Below are 13,911 nucleotides of genomic sequence, written 5' to 3'. Positions count from 1 at the left end.
GAAACATGGATCAGGCCCAAATCGAAGTTCAGGTCATTGGGTCTCTGTCGCGGATTTCAGCGGCCGAGTGGGATGCCTGCGCCTGCCCCGAGGCCGCCGATGGTGGGCGGCCCCTTGATCCCTTCACCACGCATCGTTTTTTGCTGGCGCTTGAGGAAAGCAGCTCGGTCGGGCGCGGTACGGGTTGGCAGCCGCAATACCTGACCGCCTTTCTTGACGGGATCCTGATCGCAGCGGCCCCGATGTATGCCAAATCGCACAGCCAGGGCGAATACATCTTTGACCACAGCTGGGCCCATGCCTATGAAAGCGCAGGCGGGCGGTATTATCCCAAGCTGCAAATTGCGGTGCCGTTCACACCCGCCACCGGGCGGCGGTTTCTGGTGCGCCCGGGCTATGACAGGATCGGAATGTCGGCTTTGGTGCAGGGTGCCGTTCAACTGGCGGCCGACAATCAGGTTTCTTCGGTTCACGTGACCTTCTGCACAGAAGCCGAGGCGTTGGCCGGTGAGCAGATGGGGCTGATGCTTCGCAGCTCGCAACAGTTTCACTGGCTGAATGATGGCTACGCCGAATTCGATGACTTCCTTGCGGCCTTGTCCTCACGCAAGCGCAAGAACATCCGCAAGGAACGGGCGCAGGCCAATGGCTTTGGCGGTGAAATCCAGACATTGACGGGCGATGACCTGCGCCCGGAACACTGGGATGCGTTTTGGCGGTTCTATCAGGACACCGGGGCGCGAAAATGGGGCTCACCCTATCTGACGCGCCGGTTTTTTGACATCGCACAAGAGACGATGGCGAATGACATGGCCCTGGTTTTGGCTGAACGGGATGGTCACGCCATTGCGGGTGCGCTGAACTTCATAGGTCGCGAAACGCTTTTTGGGCGGTATTGGGGCTGCATCGAACATCATGCCTGCCTGCATTTCGAACTGTGCTACTATAGGGCGATAGATTTTGCCATTGCCCACGGTCTGGCCCGGGTGGAAGCGGGCGCTCAGGGCGAACACAAGCTGGCGCGGGGCTATTTGCCGACGCGCACGCATAGCTTGCACTGGGTCGGCGATCCGGGTTTTGCCGATGCCGTCAAAAAATATCTGGACGCCGAAGGCCGCGCAGTGGGAGAAGAGATCGAGATTCTGACGGATTACGGCCCGTTCAGGAAATCGAACCCGGAGGAACAGCAATGACTGAACTTTTGTCCGCCGAGACCCGTGGCCCGCTGCTGGATCCGCTGTTCAAAAACGGCTGGACCATGGTCGAAGGCCGCGACGCGATCACCAAGACCTTCATATTCGACAACTTCGTGCACGCATTTGGCTGGATGACGCAAGTGGCGATCTGGGCCGAGAAATGGAACCATCATCCAGAATGGTCCAACGTCTACCGCACGGTTGAGGTGGTCCTGTCCACCCATGATGTAGGCGGCCTGTCGTCACTGGACGCCAAGCTGGCCCGAAAGATGGACAGCCTGTGCTAGCGGTCGTTGCCTGACCCCTGGCCACCGGCAAGCGACGCAGCCGTGCCCATCTGCTTGAATTCCGCAGGTGTGACGGTGCCATCGCTGACATCGATGGACCTTGGGATGCCCGTGGTCTTGTTCCCGATCTGGCGCACGCTGCGCGCCGCTGGGTTGATATCCAGACACCGGTTTTCATAGCAGGTCAGGCCAGACGGATTGATCTGGATGCGGGCCTGTCCGTCCGGCCCCGTCACCACGGGAGCTTGCGGAACGTCACAGGCCGCGGCCAGTGCCAAAGCACCCATTCCGATCCATTTCTTCATAGCAAGCTCCTTCAAGCGGGCTTAGTCCAGTTGGCCGTTGCCATTCTGATCTGCCGCGCCGAAATCTTCATTCATCTGTGCATCATATTCAGATCTCGAGATAAAGCTGTCCTTGTTGCGGTCAACATTCTGGAACTGCTTTATGTCCAGAAACGGCTTGGCCTCGGCCTGACCCAGTGTACCGTTCTTGTCTTCGTCCATGGCCTGAAACGCATAATCCGAAAAAGCGTCGAATTCGTCTTTGGACAGGAACCCGTCATTGTTTGCGTCGATGGCATTCAATTCTTTTTCATGCAGTTCGGCCACGGTTTCGGCATTGGTCGCCGAGGCCAGGAATGCAGCTGTGAATACAAAAATCGCCCGTTTCATGTCCAATCTCCTCAGCATGCAAATCTTTGGCCTTCAAAGCCACCGGCGGCAGCGCCGGCTGCGGTCAGGATCGTCTTGCCCGATCCGCCGCCGAACTGGTTGCCGATTGCGCCGCCGATCAAGGCGCCGCCCAGTGTGCCGCTGAGGCAGGCAATCTCGTGCTGTCGTGCGGCTTGCTGTTGCGGGGTTGGGGCCGGACCGCAGGCTGCCAAAAGGGCTGCGCCGGTCAGGATGGATGAAAATACCTTAAGTTTCATAAAAATCTCCCCATTTTGTGCGACGAGTATTCGCGCATTGAGGCAGTGCTTCAAGTTAAATTGGGTTCACGCGGCCCCGGACAGACCGGGGCCGGCCAAATTCAGATCACCTCCAGCAGGCCTTCACCCGCCGAGATCCCGCAGGCACCGGGGTTATCTTCCAGGTTCAGGGCCGTGACCTTGCCGTCCTCGACCAGCATCGCATACCGTTTCGAGCGCGCGAACAGGCCAACGGGCGGGGCGTCGAAATCCATGCCGATGGCTTTGGTGAATTCTGAGGCCGCGTCTGAAACCATGGTCAATCCGGCCGCGGTGGCGCCGGTGGATTCACCCCAGGCCTGCATGACGAACGGGTCGTTGACCGATAGGCACATAATCTCGTCTACCCCCTTGTCATCGAACTGCTTTTTGGTGCGAATGAAGCTTGGCACATGTGCGGTGGTGCATGTGCCGGTATAGGCGCCGGGCACAGCGAAAATGACAACCTTGCGCCCTTTGGTCTTGTCTGAAATCCGAACTTCCTCTGGCCCGTCGGCGCCCATCTGGATCAGTGTGGCCTCGGGCAGGGTGTCTCCTGTTGAAATCATTTTTCAGCTCCTGTCGTTTGGATTTGCAGAATTGGGCTAAGCCGCAATATAGGTGGTCAAATCAGAGAGACCACGGGAAAACTGCAGGGTGGGCAAAGCATGAGCCATATTGTCGTGATTGGCGCAGGTCAGGCAGGAGCGTCCTTGGTGGCGCGGCTGCGCAAGGACGGGTTCGACGGAGAGATTACTCTGATCGGGGCCGAGCCGCATCTGCCGTATCAGCGCCCGCCTTTGTCCAAGGCCTATCTTCTAGGAGAGATGGAACTGGAGCGCCTTTTCCTGCGACCGGAAAGCTTCTATGCCGAAAACAACATCACTCTGCGGCTTGGCGAGCGCGTAACCGGCATCGACCCCAAGGCCAAAACGGTCACTGTTGGGGATGAAGTCATCCCGTATGACGAACTGGCGCTGACCACCGGGTCAGATCCGCGCCGCCTGCCTGCCGCCATCGGAGGCGATCTGGATGGCGTGCACGTGGTGCGCGACCTGGCCCATATTGACGAGATGGAACCCAAAGTGACCGAAGGCGCCCGCGCGTTGATCGTGGGCGGCGGTTACATCGGGCTCGAGGCCGCCGCCGTCTGCGCGAAACGCGGCGTCAAGGTCACCTTGGTCGAGATGGCCGACCGCATCCTGCAACGGGTCGCGGCGCCCGAAACCAGCGCGTATTTCCGCGCGTTGCACAGCGAATACGGTGCCGACATCCGCGAAGGCGTCGGGCTGGATCGTCTGATCGGCGAAAATGGCAGGGTTGTGGGGGCCGTATTGACGGACGGCACGACGCTGGACGTTGATTTCGTCGTGGTCGGTGTGGGCATCACCCCCTCTACCCAACTGGCCGAGATGGCGGGGCTTGAGCTGGACAACGGCATCAAAACCGATGCCTATGGTCGCACGTCTGATCCGTCGATCTGGGCGGCGGGCGATTGCGCCTCTTTCCCGCATGGCGAAGGGCGTATCCGTCTGGAAAGCGTCCCCAACGCGATCGACCAGGCCGAAATCGTGGCGCAGAACATGCTGGGTGCGGCCAAGGATTATGTGGCGACCCCATGGTTCTGGTCGGACCAGTACGACGTCAAGCTTCAGATCGCGGGCCTGAACACCGGATATGACCGCGTGGTGACCCGCAAGGGCGAGGGTCAGACCGTGTCCTTCTGGTATTACAAAGGCGACAGGCTGATTGCTGTGGATGCGATGAATGATCCGCGGGCATACATGGTCGGCAAGCGATTGATCGAAATGGGCAAGACCGCTGATCCCGAAGTTGTGGCAGACCCGAACGCGGACCTGAAACCGCTGCTCAAGGCGTGAGGATCATAGCCGGAGAATTCCGGGGCCGCGCCCTCGCCTCGGTCGGCAAGGGTGATGCGGGCGCGCATCTGCGCCCCACCACCGACCGCGTACGTGAAAGCCTGTTCAATGTGCTCAACCACCAGATCGATTTTGACGGTCTGCGGGTTCTGGATCTGTTCGCGGGAACCGGGGCGCTGGGGCTCGAGGCGCTGTCGCGGGGGGCGTCGCATGTCACCTTCGTCGATGACGGGCGGGTGGCTCAGGGGTTGATACGCAAGAATATCGACCTGACCCGCAGCGCCGACCGAACCGACTTGGTCCGCCGCGATGCGACCCGGTTGGGCGACAATCCCAGCGCGCCTTATGATCTGGTTTTTCTGGACCCGCCTTACGGGAAATCCATGGGGCAGAAGGCCGTCGCCGCCTTGGCCAATGGCTGGATTGCGGATGATGCCTTATTGGTTTGGGAAGAAAACGCCCCGATGCAGGCGCCGGCGGGGTTCACATTGCAAGACAGTCGCAAATATGGCGACACGCATATTTCCCTGATGTGGAAAGGTATGCCAGGCTGAGACGTTCCGCGCGGTTTCGCCGGCGGCCTGTGTTTGCAATGACCGGACAGCTTGGATAGGCCGAGCGCGAGGCACAGCAGGAATCCCAAATGCACGATCTTGTCATTTTCGATTGCGACGGCGTTCTGGTGGACAGCGAGGTGATCTCGAACCAGGTGCTGGTGGACAATCTGGCGCATCATGGCCTGCATCTGGCACTGCGTGAATGCATGTCCCTGTTCGTGGGCGGAACCATGGTGGGTGTGCGGGACAAGGCCCGCGCGATGGGTGCCGTTCTGCCCGAAGACTGGATAGATCAGGTCTATGCCGAAACCTATGACCGCCTGCGCGCAGGCGTGCCATTGGTCCCCGGTATCGCAGATCTGCTTGCGGGGCTGGATCAAAAGGGTATCCCCTGTTGCGTCGCGTCGAATGGCAGCCCGGACAAGATGAAGATCACTCTGGGTCAGAACGGGATTTGGGACCGCTTCAAAGACGTGATGTTCTCGGCCCATGTGCTGGGCACCGGAAAGCCGGACCCAAAGATGTTCCGCCTGGCCGCCGAGCACTTTGGCGCAACGGCTCCGGTGGTGATCGAAGACAGTCACAGCGGTGTCACGGCGGCGATCCGCGCCGGCATGCGTTGCCTTGCTTATGCGCCTCATGGCGGCGGTGAAAAGCTGGCGGATCTGGGGGCCGAGGTGATCACGGACATGTCACAGGCGCATGGGTTGTTGGGACTTTGACCCGCGGTTGTGCTAGTGTGCACGCATGGACCGCACCCTGACACCTTTTGCCTGGACCTTTTCCAGTGACTCCGAAGCCTCAACCGGCCCAGAGCGCAAACCCATGCGCGCGCCGGTCTTCATCCACGACGCGGTCACGCCGTGGGCGGACGAAACGATGCTGCTGAAACTTCTACGTGAGCAGGCCGCTGATCAGGACGAATAAGTCGGGTGAAACTTGCCAGCGGGTGACAGGGTAAAGATATCGACCCCATCCGAGGTGACGCCCACCGAATGTTCGAACTGTGCCGACAGCGATTTGTCGCGGGTCACGGCTGTCCAGTCATCGGCTAGAGTCTTGGTTTCCGGGCGACCCAGATTGACCATGGGTTCGATGGTAAAGAACATACCCTCTTCCAGCACGGCACCGGTGCCCGGGCGACCATAGTGCAACACGTTCGGTGGCGCGTGAAACACACGACCCAGACCATGACCGCAGAAATCACGCACGACGCTCATCCGGTGTGCTTCGACATAGGACTGGATGGCATGGCCGATGTCACCAAAGGTATTGCCCGGCTTGACCATCTCGATGCCCTTGAACAGCGCGTCATGGGTCACCTGGATCAGCCGTTCCGCCTTGCGCGGCAGCTTGCCCGCCACATACATGCGTGAGGTGTCGCCAAACCAGCCATCGACGATGACGGTGACGTCGACATTCAGGATATCGCCGTCCTTCAGCTTTTTCTCACCGGGAATACCGTGGCAGACCACGTGGTTCACGCTTATGCAGCTGGCGTGCTGATAGCCTTTATAACCGATGGTGGCCGAGGTCGCACCGGCGTCTTCGACCATCTGCGTGATCAGCCCGTCAAGTGCGCCGGTGGTTTGACCGGGAAACACATATTCTGCAATATCATCCAGAATCCGCGCCGCCAAAGCCCCTGCCGCGTGCATCCCGGCAAAGTCACCTTGTTCATAGATGCGAATGCCGTCCTTGGTCAGGCGGCCACGATGCTCTTTCATCGACGCTAAGCTCCAAATGTTGCGCGCAGCATTCCTTTTACGCTGCTTGTGCAGAAAGTACCAGAGGGCGCGCGTTCAGACTGCGTAAACCATGCGGGAAACTTGGTTCCGTTGGCTCGGGATTCAAGAGTAGGGGCTGCATTGCAGCATCTCGGACCCCACCGCCTCGACCGCAATCCGTACGGCTACTGGCTTGGACACTTTTCACGGCAGGTGGATCAGTATCTAATGATTGCACTTTTTCTTGAGAAAATCAGGGAGCCGGACGTATGTCACAGAAACGAGAATTGATCTCTAACGGAAACCCCATGGAAAGCATCGTTGGGTTCAGCCGAGCGGTTCGGGTCGGGAACTTCATCGCGGTCGGGGGAACCGCACCAGTCGATGCTGAGGGCAACACTGTGGGTGTCGGCGATGTCTATCTGCAAACCAGACAATGTTTCGAAATCATCAAAGATGCGCTTGAGCGTGCCGGGTCAGGGCTGCATGATATTGTCAGAACGCGTGTCATCCTGACCGAAATCGAAAACTGGAAACAGGCGATCGAAGCCCGAAAGCTGTATTGTCTGGATGCTCGCCCTGTAGATACTATCATGGCCATCGAACGATTTGTGAATCCCGAGTGGCTGGTCGAGATCGAGGTTGATGCTGTCGTTTCGGACTGACTCAGCCGGCCAAAATCCTCATTTCAGTCTGCACCCAAACCCCCGACGGCGTTATCCGCGTCCCGTAAACGATCCGTTCCACCCCTTGCGCCTGCGCCGCCTCAAATGCCGCCGCGTAGGCTGGATCAATATCGGCCGCCAAAGCAAACCGGTCGCAATCGGTTCGCTGAACCAAATACAGCATGATCGCCCGGTGCCCTTGTGACGCCATTGCGGCCAACTCGGCCAGATGCTTGGTGCCACGGGCTGTGACGCTGTCGGGAAACTCGGCCAGTCCGGGCTGGCGTGACAGTGTCACGCTTTTCACCTCGACATAGGCATCCGGCAGGCCCGGCCCCGTCAGCAGGAAATCAATGCGGCTGTTGTCGCCGTATTTCACCTCGGGCCGGACGGTGCCATAGGCGGCCAGTTCGGGGATATCACCGGCTTCCAAAGCGGCCCGCAGCGCCCGGTTCGGAACCGAGGTATCGACCCCGGTAAAATGCCCGTTTTCATGATCCACCAGCCGCCATCCGAATTTCAGCTTTTTCTTCGGATCGTCGTTTGGCTCCAGCCAAATCTTTTCGCCGGGCTCGGCCAGCCCCATCATCGACCCCGGATTGGCGCAATGGGCCGTTACCTCACTTCCGTCCTCAAGCCTGCAATCAGCCAGAAAGCGTTTGTAGCGGCGGATCAGCCGGGCGGGGACAAGAGGGGTTTCAAATCGCATGGTTCAGGGCCTATACCTGCCCCTGAGAACGATCAAGAGGGGACAGCGCCATGGCCAATCCAACCGCAGCGATGCTGGTGATCGGGGATGAAATCCTGTCGGGTCGCACCCGCGATGCGAATATGCATTTTCTGGCGCAGGAACTGACCAAACACGGCATCGACCTGAAAGAGGTCCGCATTGTCAGCGACGATGCCCCTGCCATCGAAGCGGCCGTCAAAGCGCTCTCAGACGCCTATGACAATGTCTTCACCAGCGGCGGCATCGGCCCGACCCATGACGATATCACGGCCGATTGCATTGCCCGCGCTTTCGACACACCCATTGATGTGCGCGATGACGCGCGCGCGCTTTTGCAGGCCCATTACGACAAATCCGGGCTGGAACTGAATGCCGCCCGCCTGCGCATGGCGCGTATTCCGGACGGGGCGACGCTGATCGAAAATCCGGTTTCGACGGCGCCCGGGTTCACGCTTGCGAATGTGCATGTCATGGCAGGTGTGCCGTCGGTTTTCCAGGCGATGGTGGCGAGCGTGTTGCCAACATTGACCGGAGGCCGCCCTTTGCTGTCGCAAACTCTGCGTGTGGACCGCGGAGAAGGTGATATCGCCGCAACCCTGGCGGCCTTGGCCGAAGATTTCAGCGACCTGTCCATCGGGTGCTACCCGTTTCAGATCAACGGTGCCTTCGGGGCCAATGTGGTTGTGCGCGGCACCGACGGGGGCCGGATCGACGCGGCCACCACCCGCCTGGCGAAAGAGCTTGAGCTTTGAGCAATAGCTGGGCGGAAATAGTCGACGGAACATGGCCCGCCGCACGCTATCAGCGGCTTGGCCCGTTTCTGTTGCGTGAGGGGCAGGGCGGAGGGTCGCGCGTATCAGCGGCCAGTGCATTGGGCCCGGCCAATGAAGACGACATCGACGCCGCCGAGGCCGCGATGTTGTCCATGGGGCAAAAACGCATCTTCTGCCTGCGGCCCGGGGATGAAGCCCTGGATGCAATGCTGGCCCAGCGGGGATACGACATTCTTGACCCGGTCAACATATATGTCTGCCCCGTCTCTCGGCTGATCGATCAGCCGATCCCACCGGTCATGGTGTTTTCGATCTGGGAACCGCTTGAGATCATGCGCGAAATCTGGGCCTCGGGCGGGATCGGACCCGAGCGGATCGCGGTGATGGAACGTGCCAAGGGACCCAAGACAGGATTTTTGCTGCGTCACAACGACAAACCCAGCGGCGTGGCTTTTGTGGCGATGCATGCAGACACTGCGATGGTCCACGCGCTGGAAGTGTTGCCCGAACACCGTCGTCAGGGGCTGGGCCACTGGACCATGCGCGCGGCGGCATTCTGGGCGCGTGATCACGGTGCGCAGAACCTCAGCGTGATCTGCACCAAGGCCAATGAGGGCGCCAACGGTCTTTATCGTGCCCTCGGGATGGAGATCGCGGGCGAATACCATTACCGTCATCTTGTCTGAACCGAAGAGGCCGCCGTGATACAAAAAGACATGCCTACCGCGCTGAACCTGCCCATGGTCGATCCGCTGCCGCCGGAAACGCAGAAATACTTTGATATCTGTGTCGAAAAACTGGGCATGGTGCCGAATGTGCTGAAAGCCAACGCATTCGACATCGACAAGCTGAACGCCTTCACCGCGATGTACAACGACCTGATGCTGGCTGACAGCGGGCTGACCAAACTGGAACGCGAGATGATCGCGGTCGTCGTCTCTTCGATCAACAAATGCTTCTACTGTCTGGTCGCCCATGGGGCGGCTGTGCGTCAGCTTTCGGGCAATCCGCAACTGGGCGAAATGCTGGTGATGAACTATCGCGTCGCCCCGCTGGAGCCGCGTCAACGGGCGATGCTGGACTTTGCCGCAAAGATGACTACCGCCAGCGCCGAGATTGAAGAGCCCGACCGCCAGCGCCTGCGCGATGCAGGCTTTTCCGACCGCGACATCTGGGACATCGCCAATGTCGCCGGGTTTTTCAACATGTCAAACCGGGTGGCCAGCGCGACGGCGATGGTGCCCAACGAAGAATATCACGCACAGTTTCGATGATCCGCGCCGCCGCCCTTGTTGCCCTGCTGATGACAGGGCCTGTTGCCGCGCAGGACCTGACCCTGCCGGCCAGTGCCCGACAGATCAGCGACCGAACATCGCCACTGGACAGCTATGATCTGCCGACGGGGCCTTATGCAAATGGCTCGGTTCCCGCAGAAACGCGCGAAGGGCGCGTGGAGCGCTATACGTGGCGGCTTCAGGCGGGGTCGAGCACGACATTGCAGCTGCTGGCACCGTTGCGGGATCAGATCGAGGCGCAGGGCTACAAGATCCTGTTCGAATGCGACGCGCGGGTATGCGGTGGTTTCGACTTTCGCTTTGGCACCGAGGTCGTGCCAACCCCGGACATGTATGTCGCCATTCAGGATTACCGTTTTTTGTCGGCCACCAAGGGGCCGGTTGCCCTTAGCCTGCTGGTCAGCCGCAATCCCCCGGATGGCTATGTTCAGATGATCCGGGTCACACCCCAGGACGCGCCGGACCCGGACCCTGTGGTGGTCGAGCAAGCCGTGGAAGGCTCGGTCGGGGTGTTGGAGGCCTTGGCGACAACGGGCCACGTGATCCTGGATGATCTGCATTTTCCGACGGGCGAGGTTGCCCTGGGCGAAGGGCCGTTTGACTCGCTGACCTTGCTGGCCGGATACTTGACCGACAACCCGAACACACGCCTGGCGTTGGTGGGGCACACTGACGATACCGGTGCGTTACAGGCAAATATTGCGGTCAGCAAAAGCCGGGCCGAGGCGGTGCGAACCCGCTTGATCGATGCGCATGGCGTGGCACCCGAACGGATCGAAGCGCAGGGTGTTGGCTATCTGTCTCCGCTCACATCGAATGCAACCCCGGAAGGGCGCGATCTCAACCGTCGGGTCGAAGCCGTATTGCTGGTCAACTGACCCACCACAGGTACAGCGGCAATCCGACGGTGATGTTGAACGGAAACGACACCCCCAGCGACAAGGTCAGATAGATCCCGGCCTCGGCCTTTGGAAGGGCGATCTTCATCGCGGCGGGAACCGCGATATACGAAGCCGAGGCTGACAGCACCATGAACAGGAACAAGCTGCCCTGTGGCAAGCCGATCAAGGCACCTACCGCCCAAGCCATAAATGCGCCGATCAGGGGCATCAAAACACCAAAGGCGAACAGGCCAACCGACAGCTTGTCTCGGTTGCTGATCAGGCTGCGCCCTGCCGACAAGCCCATATCCAGCAGAAACAGGCACAGAATTCCGGTGAAAGGCGTCACGATGAAAGGCGCGATCATCTGCATGCCTTCACCACCGGTGATGGCTCCGATCAGGAAGGCACCGGTAAGCAGAACGATCGAGCCGTTGGCCAGCAGATCGCGCCACAGCTTGTCATCCTTGACGCCATTGCTTCCGGTCTTGTGTGCCAACCAAAGCGCCGACAGGATTGCGGGCACCTCCATCGCAGCCGCAACGGCCACCATGAATCCGTCATGGGTCAGCCCCACCAGATCCAGCAGGCTGGTGGCTGTAACAAAGGTGACGATCGAGATCGAACCATAGTGCCCTGCCACCGCTGCCGCGTTCAGCGCATCCAGCCGTGTCATCACCCTGAGCAGGCCAAAGGCCACGAAGGGGATGGCAAAGGACAAGGCGACACCGCCCAGCAGCGTCAGGAACAGTTGCAGGTGAATGCCATGCGCGGCCAGACTGGCACCGCCTTTGAACCCGATGGCCAGCAGCAGGTAAAGCGACATGAACTTGGCCGCGCCCGCCGGAATGGACAGGTCACTGCGCACAAAGGCCGCCAGAAGCCCAAGAGCAAAAAACAGTATGGTCGGCACCAGCAGGTTGCTGGACAGTGTCTCGATCACTCCGGGCATAATTGACTCCTGATCCCTCGTTTTCGGGTTAGGTGCCTTGCAAAACTGATTTCGCCAAATACTATCTTTCTAAGTTATAAATAGTTTTAGGCTATGAAATGCGCCCGACATTACGACAGTTGGAATACATCGTTACGGTCAGTCGCCTTGGGCGATTCAGTTTGGCAGCCGAGGTGCTGAATGTCAGCCAGCCCAGCCTGTCGACGCAAATTGCGACTGTAGAACAAGAGCTTGGCGTTCGGATCTTTGAGCGTAACCGTGGTGGTATCCAGGTGACGGCGAAGGGAGAAGAGTTCATCTTGCGCGCACAGAAGATCCTGGCAGAGGTCAAGGACCTGCGCCACGCCATGTCGAACGATATGCCCGTCGGAGGAAGGTTGCGACTGGGGGTTTTGCCTTCGATCGGGCCTTATCTGTTGCCGCAAGCCATCAAACAGGTGCACCGGATTCGCCCCGGATTGCGCATTGCGGTGCGCGAGGAAAACACACTGGATCTGGAACAGGGTCTGAAATCCGGTCGATTTGATCTGATATTGTCCACGCCCGAAGACCATCCGAATACCGTGCAACACCGGTTGTTCAACGAACCTCTTTGGGTCGCGGTTGCCGTTGATGACGTTCTGGCGCGGGATTTGCAGGGTGTCAGTGCCACCGATCTTCAGAACCGGATTTTCCTTACCCTGGATCAAAGCCACCGCCTGTCGCGCATCGTCTATGCATTGGCGGCGGAATGCGGTGGGGTTGTTTCGGATGAGTATGAAGGCACGACGCTTGATTCCATTGTTCTGATGGCGGCTTCGGGTGTTGGTGTTGCGGTACTGCCTGATCTTTATGCTCGCAGACAGGGGATCTACCGCGACGAGGTGCGATTGCGACCGCTGTCCATCGCCAATGCAAATCGCGATATCGCCCTGTTGGCACGCAGTTCCGAAACCCCACCGCCGGGTCAGAATGTGCTGACGGACAGCTTGCGCACTTCCGCCCGGTCCATGGGACTGTCAGTAATCGACCCGTAAAAAAAGGCCCGCACTTTTACATGCGGGCCAAAGGTTGGTCTTCAGGGAGAAATTACCAGTCCATCGGACCCTTCCCGTGGAAGGAATCGACGAGGAAATCGATGAAGGCCCGTACTTTGGGTTGCGTAAAGCGGCCCGGCGGGTAGACGGCGTAAACGCCTTGAACTTCGTCAGGCAGGGACGGCATTGCATCGACAACCAGCCCGGCCTTCAAGGCTTCAGCGTAAAGATAGCTGGGCAGATAGGCGATACCCAGGCCGGAAACCGCCGCGTTCAACAGGGATTGGCCATCATTGACACTCAACCACCCGGCGGTACGAACCTGACGTTTTTCGCCGGATGGCGCGGTCAGTTTCCAGACATTGCCCGAGGATTGGCTGGAATAATGCAGCAGCTTGTGTTCGTTCAGATCATCGATCTTCTGCGGCCGGCCGAACCTTTCGACATAACTGGGCGCGGCGACCATGCGTTTGACCGTCTCGGTCAGTTTGCGGGCGCGCAGTGTACTGTCTTCCAGCTCACCAATACGCACGGCCACGTCAAATCCTTCGGAAATCAGCTCGACATAGCGGTTGTTCAAAACCATGTTCACAGTGATGTCGGGGTAGGCTGCAAGGAACTCGGACAGAACAGGCGACAGGTGATTGACGCCGAAATCCGTGGCAACGCTGATGCGCAAAAGACCAGACGGGGCCGATTGCATTGACGTGACCAGTGAATCCGCTTCTCCGGCATCATTCAACACGCGCCGCGCGCGGTCATAATAGGCCAGCCCGATTTCCGTTGGTGAAACCCGGCGCGTGGTGCGGTTCAACAGCCGCGCTCCCAGGCGCGCCTCAAGGCTTGATACGTGTTTGGACACAGCTGATTTGGAGATGCCCATCTTTTTGGCCGCATCGGTGAAGCCACCCTGGTCCACCACATTGGCGAAGGCTTCCATTTCGGTCAGTCGGTCCATACTCGTTCCCCAGATCTTGATTTCCGTCCTGACTATGGCGCTGAA

At 59.3% G+C, this 13,911-nt stretch carries 20 protein-coding genes; 12 read left to right on the top strand and 8 right to left on the bottom strand.

The features are described from left to right. Positions 1-5 precede the first annotated feature (5 nt). Complete coding sequence (locus tag GOW60_RS15355; RefSeq protein ID WP_171229946.1) at positions 6-1,193, top strand: GNAT family N-acetyltransferase; 1,188 nt, start codon at positions 6-8, stop codon at positions 1,191-1,193. Then, positions 1,190-1,483, top strand: a complete 294-nt coding sequence (locus tag GOW60_RS15350; RefSeq protein ID WP_152459417.1) for a 4a-hydroxytetrahydrobiopterin dehydratase — start codon at positions 1,190-1,192, stop codon at positions 1,481-1,483. Before GOW60_RS15355 ends, GOW60_RS15350 begins: the two co-directional genes overlap by 4 nt. Here the strand turns inward: GOW60_RS15350 and GOW60_RS15345 are convergent. The 4 genes from GOW60_RS15345 to GOW60_RS15330 all read right to left on the bottom strand — a co-directional run bounded on the left by GOW60_RS15345 (position 1,480) and on the right by GOW60_RS15330 (position 3,001). Next, entirely contained in the window at positions 1,480-1,788 is a 309-nt protein-coding gene (locus tag GOW60_RS15345; RefSeq protein ID WP_171172040.1) for a hypothetical protein, read from the bottom strand. The genes GOW60_RS15350 and GOW60_RS15345 overlap by 4 nt on opposite strands. Before the next feature lie 21 nt (positions 1,789-1,809). Next, on the bottom strand, positions 1,810-2,157 hold the full coding sequence (locus tag GOW60_RS15340) for a hypothetical protein (RefSeq protein ID WP_170346724.1): 348 nt from the start codon (positions 2,155-2,157) through the stop codon (positions 1,810-1,812). A gap of 11 nt (positions 2,158-2,168) precedes the next feature. Further along, positions 2,169-2,414, bottom strand: coding sequence for a glycine zipper 2TM domain-containing protein (locus GOW60_RS15335; protein WP_171229945.1), 246 nt, complete (start codon positions 2,412-2,414; stop codon positions 2,169-2,171). A gap of 101 nt (positions 2,415-2,515) precedes the next feature. After that, positions 2,516-3,001, bottom strand: a complete 486-nt coding sequence (locus tag GOW60_RS15330; RefSeq protein ID WP_171229944.1) for a peroxiredoxin — start codon at positions 2,999-3,001, stop codon at positions 2,516-2,518. A gap of 99 nt (positions 3,002-3,100) precedes the next feature. Between GOW60_RS15330 and GOW60_RS15325 the strand changes: the two genes are divergently transcribed. The 4 genes from GOW60_RS15325 (at position 3,101) to GOW60_RS15310 (ending at position 5,796) form a co-directional block, all read left to right on the top strand. Continuing rightward, complete coding sequence (locus GOW60_RS15325; RefSeq protein WP_171229943.1) at positions 3,101-4,312, top strand: NAD(P)/FAD-dependent oxidoreductase; 1,212 nt, start codon at positions 3,101-3,103, stop codon at positions 4,310-4,312. Further along, positions 4,309-4,866, top strand: coding sequence for a 16S rRNA (guanine(966)-N(2))-methyltransferase RsmD (gene rsmD, locus GOW60_RS15320; protein ID WP_171229942.1), 558 nt, complete (start codon positions 4,309-4,311; stop codon positions 4,864-4,866). The genes GOW60_RS15325 and rsmD overlap by 4 nt, the downstream gene beginning before the upstream one ends. An 89-nt stretch (positions 4,867-4,955) precedes the next feature. Further along, positions 4,956-5,591, top strand: coding sequence for an HAD family phosphatase (locus GOW60_RS15315; RefSeq protein ID WP_171229941.1), 636 nt, complete (start codon positions 4,956-4,958; stop codon positions 5,589-5,591). A 25-nt stretch (positions 5,592-5,616) separates the two neighbouring features. Continuing rightward, complete coding sequence (locus tag GOW60_RS15310; protein WP_171229940.1) at positions 5,617-5,796, top strand: hypothetical protein; 180 nt, start codon at positions 5,617-5,619, stop codon at positions 5,794-5,796. On the opposite strand, the gene map is transcribed toward GOW60_RS15310, so the two are convergent. Continuing rightward, entirely contained in the window at positions 5,784-6,596 is an 813-nt protein-coding gene (gene map / locus GOW60_RS15305; protein ID WP_171229939.1) for a type I methionyl aminopeptidase, read from the bottom strand. The two genes, GOW60_RS15310 and map, sit on opposite strands and share 13 nt — an antisense overlap. Positions 6,597-6,865: 269 nt before the next feature. Here map and GOW60_RS15300 point away from each other — a divergent pair, with 269 nt between their 5' ends. Further along, positions 6,866-7,261, top strand: a complete 396-nt coding sequence (locus tag GOW60_RS15300; RefSeq protein WP_254443983.1) for a RidA family protein — start codon at positions 6,866-6,868, stop codon at positions 7,259-7,261. Between the two features lies 1 nt (position 7,262). Here GOW60_RS15300 and sfsA read toward each other — a convergent pair whose 3' ends face one another. Then, positions 7,263-7,970, bottom strand: coding sequence for a DNA/RNA nuclease SfsA (gene sfsA, locus GOW60_RS15295; RefSeq protein WP_171229938.1), 708 nt, complete (start codon positions 7,968-7,970; stop codon positions 7,263-7,265). A gap of 50 nt (positions 7,971-8,020) precedes the next feature. Between sfsA and GOW60_RS15290 the strand changes: the two genes are divergently transcribed. The 4 genes from GOW60_RS15290 to GOW60_RS15275 are packed head-to-tail and all read left to right on the top strand — an operon-like array spanning position 8,021 to position 10,937. Continuing rightward, positions 8,021-8,743, top strand: a complete 723-nt coding sequence (locus tag GOW60_RS15290; protein ID WP_171117137.1) for a molybdopterin-binding protein — start codon at positions 8,021-8,023, stop codon at positions 8,741-8,743. Continuing rightward, positions 8,740-9,450, top strand: coding sequence for a GNAT family N-acetyltransferase (locus GOW60_RS15285; protein ID WP_171229937.1), 711 nt, complete (start codon positions 8,740-8,742; stop codon positions 9,448-9,450). The genes GOW60_RS15290 and GOW60_RS15285 overlap by 4 nt, the downstream gene beginning before the upstream one ends. A 30-nt stretch (positions 9,451-9,480) precedes the next feature. After that, positions 9,481-10,038, top strand: a complete 558-nt coding sequence (locus GOW60_RS15280) for a peroxidase-related enzyme (RefSeq protein ID WP_152459932.1) — start codon at positions 9,481-9,483, stop codon at positions 10,036-10,038. 29 nt (positions 10,039-10,067) lie between these two features. Further along, complete coding sequence (locus tag GOW60_RS15275) at positions 10,068-10,937, top strand: OmpA family protein (protein ID WP_254443982.1); 870 nt, start codon at positions 10,068-10,070, stop codon at positions 10,935-10,937. Here GOW60_RS15275 and GOW60_RS15270 read toward each other — a convergent pair. Then, positions 10,930-11,892 (bottom strand): sodium-dependent bicarbonate transport family permease, encoded by a 963-nt coding sequence (locus GOW60_RS15270; RefSeq protein WP_171117141.1) that lies wholly within the window; start codon positions 11,890-11,892, stop codon positions 10,930-10,932. The genes GOW60_RS15275 and GOW60_RS15270 overlap by 8 nt on opposite strands. A 98-nt stretch (positions 11,893-11,990) precedes the next feature. On the opposite strand from GOW60_RS15270, the gene GOW60_RS15265 reads away from it, so the two are divergent. Further along, positions 11,991-12,908, top strand: a complete 918-nt coding sequence (locus GOW60_RS15265) for a hydrogen peroxide-inducible genes activator (RefSeq protein WP_171172024.1) — start codon at positions 11,991-11,993, stop codon at positions 12,906-12,908. A 52-nt stretch (positions 12,909-12,960) separates the two neighbouring features. Here the strand turns inward: GOW60_RS15265 and GOW60_RS15260 are convergent, their stop codons facing one another. Next, positions 12,961-13,866 carry a LysR family transcriptional regulator gene (locus tag GOW60_RS15260; RefSeq protein WP_152459401.1) on the bottom strand — a complete coding sequence of 302 codons (906 nt, stop codon included), beginning with the start codon at positions 13,864-13,866 and terminating at the stop codon, positions 12,961-12,963. Positions 13,867-13,911 lie beyond the last annotated feature (45 nt).

It is taken from the genome of Ruegeria sp. HKCCA4008 (genome assembly GCF_013033125.1).
In the GTDB taxonomy this organism is placed as follows: domain Bacteria; phylum Pseudomonadota; class Alphaproteobacteria; order Rhodobacterales; family Rhodobacteraceae; genus Ruegeria.
Note: the sequence above shows the minus strand (reverse complement) of the source record. Positions and strands in the feature narration are given on the sequence as shown.

What these genes read in the sequence shown, in the direction of transcription:
- GOW60_RS15270 (WP_171117141.1), bottom strand. Translation starts at nt 11,892, where the DNA reads ATGCCCGGAGTGATCGAGACACTGTCCAGCAACCTGCTGGTGCCGACC.
- GOW60_RS15300 (WP_254443983.1), top strand. Translation starts at nt 6,866, where the DNA reads ATGTCACAGAAACGAGAATTGATCTCTAACGGAAACCCCATGGAAAGC.
- GOW60_RS15340 (WP_170346724.1), bottom strand. Translation starts at nt 2,157, where the DNA reads ATGAAACGGGCGATTTTTGTATTCACAGCTGCATTCCTGGCCTCGGCG.
- GOW60_RS15275 (WP_254443982.1), top strand. Translation starts at nt 10,068, where the DNA reads ATGACAGGGCCTGTTGCCGCGCAGGACCTGACCCTGCCGGCCAGTGCC.
- GOW60_RS15345 (WP_171172040.1), bottom strand. Translation starts at nt 1,788, where the DNA reads ATGAAGAAATGGATCGGAATGGGTGCTTTGGCACTGGCCGCGGCCTGT.
- GOW60_RS15350 (WP_152459417.1), top strand. Translation starts at nt 1,190, where the DNA reads ATGACTGAACTTTTGTCCGCCGAGACCCGTGGCCCGCTGCTGGATCCG.
- GOW60_RS15335 (WP_171229945.1), bottom strand. Translation starts at nt 2,414, where the DNA reads ATGAAACTTAAGGTATTTTCATCCATCCTGACCGGCGCAGCCCTTTTG.
- GOW60_RS15310 (WP_171229940.1), top strand. Translation starts at nt 5,617, where the DNA reads ATGGACCGCACCCTGACACCTTTTGCCTGGACCTTTTCCAGTGACTCC.
- GOW60_RS15290 (WP_171117137.1), top strand. Translation starts at nt 8,021, where the DNA reads ATGGCCAATCCAACCGCAGCGATGCTGGTGATCGGGGATGAAATCCTG.
- GOW60_RS15355 (WP_171229946.1), top strand. Translation starts at nt 6, where the DNA reads ATGGATCAGGCCCAAATCGAAGTTCAGGTCATTGGGTCTCTGTCGCGG.
- GOW60_RS15315 (WP_171229941.1), top strand. Translation starts at nt 4,956, where the DNA reads ATGCACGATCTTGTCATTTTCGATTGCGACGGCGTTCTGGTGGACAGC.
- map (WP_171229939.1), bottom strand. Translation starts at nt 6,596, where the DNA reads ATGAAAGAGCATCGTGGCCGCCTGACCAAGGACGGCATTCGCATCTAT.
- GOW60_RS15280 (WP_152459932.1), top strand. Translation starts at nt 9,481, where the DNA reads ATGCCTACCGCGCTGAACCTGCCCATGGTCGATCCGCTGCCGCCGGAA.
- GOW60_RS15260 (WP_152459401.1), bottom strand. Translation starts at nt 13,866, where the DNA reads ATGGACCGACTGACCGAAATGGAAGCCTTCGCCAATGTGGTGGACCAG.
- GOW60_RS15265 (WP_171172024.1), top strand. Translation starts at nt 11,991, where the DNA reads ATGCGCCCGACATTACGACAGTTGGAATACATCGTTACGGTCAGTCGC.
- sfsA (WP_171229938.1), bottom strand. Translation starts at nt 7,970, where the DNA reads ATGCGATTTGAAACCCCTCTTGTCCCCGCCCGGCTGATCCGCCGCTAC.
- GOW60_RS15325 (WP_171229943.1), top strand. Translation starts at nt 3,101, where the DNA reads ATGAGCCATATTGTCGTGATTGGCGCAGGTCAGGCAGGAGCGTCCTTG.
- GOW60_RS15330 (WP_171229944.1), bottom strand. Translation starts at nt 3,001, where the DNA reads ATGATTTCAACAGGAGACACCCTGCCCGAGGCCACACTGATCCAGATG.